The organism is Sulfuricurvum sp. (genome assembly GCF_022759005.1).
Classification (GTDB): Bacteria; Campylobacterota; Campylobacteria; order Campylobacterales; family Sulfurimonadaceae; genus Sulfuricurvum.
Window position 1 is genome coordinate 4640 of the sequence record NZ_JAEMQA010000078.1, and the last position, 4688, is coordinate 9327.

Consider the following 4688-nt stretch of genomic DNA (forward strand, 5'->3'; position numbering starts at 1 on the left):
TTTCATTCACGAGCAGTCCTAAGGAAAAAGTGGCGGATTATAGCGGACAAACTATCTAAATCATCAAAATATTAGGAACAACACGATCCCCCGCTGCAGCTTTTTTTATTTTTTTGGAACCGTTCACGTATTAAATGCCATCCGATCAGTCCAAGCATAACGACTGCCGCAATTTCGGAGAGTATTCCGTGATGTTCGTGCATATCGACACTCATAGGGATCGAAAATGAGGCAAAAAGCCAATCGATAGAGGCGCCGAAAGCTATACTCCCGATAAAAATCACGGAGAGATAAATCACTAATGCGCGTGTCCCCAGCATCGATTTGACGACCCCCATTGTTACGGTATTGGTTGCGGGGCCTGCACTGAGGAAGATAAAGGCGGCACCCGGTGAGACTCCCGCGATAATGAGTGATGCCGCAATGGGGAGTGAAGCGGTAGCACATACATACATGGGTGCGGCGATAGCGACGGCTATCAGATAGCCTAATAAGCGATTGTCGTTAAAGAGCTCATGGAGATTGGACGGGAGTGCCGCCGTAATAAACGCACCGATCAAAAGTCCCCAAAATAGAGGCTTGCTGAAACTTCCCAATAAGGTTACCAATCCGTATTTAAAAACTGCGACAAGCGAAAACGGCTTTTTGATCTCCGGTTTGCCGATCGGGGTAACTTTTGGAGCGGTAGCGGTGAATGAAAAACCTTTTTTGAGTACTTCTTTGGGCTCAAAAATATTCATCAACATTCCGGCAGCAATTGCGATCGCTACGGACGTGACAACACGATAGAGGGTAAATACCCACCCGAACATCCCAAAGGTTGCCAGTATCGAATCAACACCCGTAATTGGAGTGGAGATTAAAAACGACAAGGTTGCCCCTTTGGACGCACCGTTGCGTCGTAAAGACGCGGCAAAGGGGATAACACTGCATGAGCACAGAGGCAGCGGGGTTCCAAAAAGAGCTGCTTTGTAGACGGAAGCGTGAGTATCGGCACCTAGATGTTTTTGAATCCATGTCTCACTGATAAACTGATGCAACACTCCGGCGGCCAAAAGACCGAACAGGATATAGATTCCCATGTCGATACTCAACTCCCAAAACGCTTCCCAAATTAAATGCATGTCATGCTCCTGAAAATAATAACTATTATTGAAATGATATGCATTTTGACTTAAGAAGGTCTGATGAACTTAAGAAAGAATGAATACGTTTATCTTCAAAATATAAGTATTTTACTTGACTTCTTGCATAGCCTCGAAATTAATCTTTCATTCCGTTCTCCCTGAGCCTGTCGAAGGGTGTTTTGTTCATGGTTCGACAAGCTCACCACGAACGGAAAGTTGGGTTGTGCAAGAAGTCTACTTAACTTTACGCCACAAAGAAAGGAACGATTTTTTATTTGAGATAGGTTTTAAGCAATGCGGCTAGATTCTCTATCTCTCTTTCCCTCTCATGTGGATCAATGTGATTGCCCAAATGTTCTTTGATGTGACCATCGAGTACTTCACTCATAAGCGAGTGGATTGCGCCGCGTGCCGCACTGATTTGTTGGAGGACTTTAAAACACTCTTTTTCCGCTTCCAATGCTTTTTCGATTGCACCCATTTGTCCTTTGATTTTTTTAACCCGTAGCAGCAATTTTTCTTTATTGGCTATTGTATGTGCCATAGTTATAACCTTTTAAGAGATATTAAGTATACTGGGGTATAGTATCATAAAATTTCTTTAGGATAATACAATGGATAATGTATTGGTTCATTCTCACCAATTTGACAGTACTAACCATGCAGCTGAGAAAAGTACCCGTTTGGTTATGCTTCTGACCTTCGCGATGATGGTTGCAGAGATTATTGCTGGGTATTACTACGGTTCGATGGCACTGCTTGCGGATGGATGGCATATGAGTACTCATGCTCTCGCATTGGGATTATCGGTCGGTGCATATGTTTTAGCGCGCAAATATTCACAGGACGGACGCTTTGCGTTTGGGACATGGAAGATTGAAATACTCGGCGGGTATTCAAGTGCTTTGCTTCTCCTTGCTGTGGCGGGTTTTATGTTTTACCAATCAATCGAAAGGCTATTCTCGCCGACAATAATCCATTATGACGAAGCGATTTTCGTTGCGGTATTGGGTCTTATCGTCAATTTAGCGAGCGCATGGTTGTTGGGCGGTGATCATCATCACGATCACCACCACCACGGGCATGATCACCATCATCACGGGGATGACCATCACCACGATCTTAACCTCCGTTCGGCGTATATGCATGTCGTAGCGGATGCTGCAACATCCGTATTGGCGATTATGGCATTAATCGCAGGGAAATTGTGGGGAGCGTCATGGCTTGATCCGGCGATGGGAATCGTCGGAGGGGCATTGGTGAGCATTTGGGCATTCGGGTTGCTTCGTGATACGGGACGGGTGTTGCTGGATGCACATATGGATGATCCCGTTGTTGAAGAGATTCGTGAGGTGATAGCCGAGGTGGATCCCTCTGCGCGCATCACTGATTTGCACGTTTGGCGCGTCGGTAAGGGGAAATACTCAGTGATACTTTCTGTTCAAAGTGAAAATGGGATGACCCCGACACGGTTTCGCAATGCCCTCTCGATCCACGAAGAGCTGGTCCATATTACGGTGGAGATCAACTCCAACGTTTAAGGGAGGCGATTGAGATGTTCTTTGACATCGCTGAGGCGGACGAAGCTGTATCCTCGCGCTTTGAGTTTTGCTATTCCCTCCATAATCCCTTCTCGTGTTCCGCTTTCTGGGTGGTTCATATGAAAAATGACAATATCGCCGTTGCGGGCGCTCTCTAACTGTTGTGCGACTTTGGGTGCGCTAAAGGTTGCTCCCGCATCCCCTAACACACTGAAGCCTGCGATTTCAACTCCGTTTTTGTGAGCGATTTTAACCGCTTGCTCATCATAATAAGCAGTGCCGGAGCGGAAAAAGCGGGGGCGTTTTCCGGTAAGTTTCTCGATAAGATCGCCGTTGCCGTTGATTTCGTTGGCCACTTCTTCAGGAGAGGTCGTTCCTGCGATATTGTAGATACTTTTGCCGTTGATCGAGAGGGGGCGGTGAGCCGTTCCGTGGTTTGCGATTTCAAAGAGGGGGTTGGCGGCAAGGGTTGCAAATATCTCGGGATTGCTGTGGATCCAGCGTGAGTTGATAAAGAGGGTGGCAGGGATACGATTTTCACTCAAAAATTTGATAAGTTCCGCATCGTACTGTGAGCTTCGAAAACTTCCTCCGCAGGCGTCAAAAGTGAGGGCAATCTCTTTTTTTTGGGTGGCGAATGTGGTAACGACTCCGGTAACGTTTTCTCCCCATTGTTGCGGTTCATCTGCCAAAATCGGAAAACTCAAAAGCAGTAAAAAAAGCAATTTAGACATAAAGGGTGCCTTTGTATCAAGTAGTGATATTGTAGCGCAGAGAGCTTAGCGCTTGGTGCAATCGCGATCTTTTCCAAAGATACAAGGGGCATTTTTGATAAGTTTTCGGATGAAAAAGAAGAGAGCGATAAGAGCTAAAGCTCCACTCATCAGAGCCTGTATTATCAGCCCTTTGGTAAAAAAAGAGAATGCGGCGAAGAGTAATATCAGTGTGAGAACAAAACACATTATTGGGTTTTCTCTTTGACGTAGGATGCCCCTTGATTCACTTTTCCTTTGGTCCAATCGACCGCACTGGAAGTATCTTCTTTAATTCCGCTCCATGTCGCAGAACACCCTGATAGAAACAAAACCATACCCAAACCGAAAAACAATACTTTCATAAAATCCTCTTTTGGCTCAAAATAGTGAGATATTGTAACGTAGGAAATGCAAACGCTCAAAAATATATTTTATTAACTGACCTTACGCACTCTTCAATCTCTGTAATTCTATAAAAGCCATTTGATTGGCACGAATAAGCAATTTTGTTCTGAGTGCGAAATGGTTTAATGCATGTTTGATTTTAAGACATTCAAGCTTGAATACCGAATAAATTGCCATAAATACATGGTTGGCTTGGGTTTTGATCGTCTTGGTTGGCGATTTAGCCAAAGCGGCATTCGATTTAAGCGACTTATGAAACTCTTCAATTTTCCACCGTTTTTGATAGATCATTGCGACAGTATCGCCATCAAGCGTTGTGTCGGAACAGACCAGAGTAAGCTCACCCGTACTTCCATCTTTGTTTGTAAAGACTCGTCTAACCAGAAGGATCTCTTTCTCATAACCTTTCAGGTAGCCTTTGATGGATTGCTTGTCTGATAGTGTCACTTCACTCACTTTGATAAAGCGTCCTTGATATTTTTCCTCCAGTGAGGGAGCAAACATCCGATTATCTTTTAGAGCTGCAATGAACTCTTTTTTGTGTTTTGTAATAAACTCAAAGTTCTCGGTCGCAGCAAACCAGCTGTCCATAAGGACAAACCGAAACTTCAGTTGATTGAGAAGGCAGGTCTGAATCATATTCCGCATCAGTTCATTTTTGGTAACGGTACTTTTTCGCTTCTCTTGCTTTGTTTCCAAGTCGCAAAAATGTATCGGCTTACGGACAATCTCGTAAGCTACGGGAATAGCTATATCGTTGGAATAATAAAGCGCGTTGAGAATATTGAGTCCTTTGACGTTTTTGCCTTTGGTGTGATCGAAGTGATAGCATATCATCTCACTCTCATCGGTCCATCCCT

Annotated in this window: 6 protein-coding genes; 1 reads left to right on the top strand and 5 read right to left on the bottom strand. The window is 44.5% G+C overall.

Annotated elements, in window-relative coordinates; all coding sequences use genetic code 11:
- Nucleotides 1-71 precede the first annotated feature (71 nt).
- Entirely contained in the window at nucleotides 72-1124 is a 1053-nt protein-coding gene (locus JHC35_RS05155) for an SO_0444 family Cu/Zn efflux transporter (RefSeq protein ID WP_295042672.1), read from the bottom strand.
- A gap of 274 nt (nucleotides 1125-1398) precedes the next feature.
- Nucleotides 1399-1671: a metal/formaldehyde-sensitive transcriptional repressor gene (locus tag JHC35_RS05160; protein ID WP_295042674.1), complete on the bottom strand. Its 273-nt coding sequence runs from the start codon at nucleotides 1669-1671 to the stop codon at nucleotides 1399-1401.
- A gap of 70 nt (nucleotides 1672-1741) precedes the next feature.
- Here JHC35_RS05160 and dmeF point away from each other — a divergent pair, with 70 nt between their 5' ends.
- Nucleotides 1742-2668 (top strand): CDF family Co(II)/Ni(II) efflux transporter DmeF, encoded by a 927-nt coding sequence (gene dmeF, locus JHC35_RS05165; RefSeq protein WP_295042676.1) that lies wholly within the window; start codon nucleotides 1742-1744, stop codon nucleotides 2666-2668.
- Here dmeF and JHC35_RS05170 read toward each other — a convergent pair.
- From JHC35_RS05170 to JHC35_RS05180, 3 genes are all read right to left on the bottom strand, one after another.
- A complete protein-coding gene (locus JHC35_RS05170; protein ID WP_295042678.1) occupies nucleotides 2665-3402 on the bottom strand; it encodes a polysaccharide deacetylase family protein in 738 nt (245 codons plus the stop codon). The genes dmeF and JHC35_RS05170 overlap by 4 nt on opposite strands.
- A gap of 227 nt (nucleotides 3403-3629) precedes the next feature.
- Complete coding sequence (locus tag JHC35_RS05175) at nucleotides 3630-3785, bottom strand: hypothetical protein (protein ID WP_295042680.1); 156 nt, start codon at nucleotides 3783-3785, stop codon at nucleotides 3630-3632.
- An 82-nt stretch (nucleotides 3786-3867) separates the two neighbouring features.
- Nucleotides 3868-4688: transposase (locus JHC35_RS05180; RefSeq protein ID WP_295042682.1), on the bottom strand; the 821-nt coding region annotated here is incomplete at its 5' end.

Bases quoted from the DNA above. Each gene is read 5' to 3' on its own strand.
- JHC35_RS05160 (WP_295042674.1), bottom strand. From the start codon at position 1,671: ATGGCACATACAATAGCCAATAAAGAAAAATTGCTGCTACGGGTTAAA.
- dmeF (WP_295042676.1), top strand. From the start codon at position 1,742: ATGGATAATGTATTGGTTCATTCTCACCAATTTGACAGTACTAACCAT.
- JHC35_RS05170 (WP_295042678.1), bottom strand. From the start codon at position 3,402: ATGTCTAAATTGCTTTTTTTACTGCTTTTGAGTTTTCCGATTTTGGCA.
- JHC35_RS05175 (WP_295042680.1), bottom strand. From the start codon at position 3,785: ATGAAAGTATTGTTTTTCGGTTTGGGTATGGTTTTGTTTCTATCAGGG.
- JHC35_RS05155 (WP_295042672.1), bottom strand. From the start codon at position 1,124: ATGCATTTAATTTGGGAAGCGTTTTGGGAGTTGAGTATCGACATGGGA.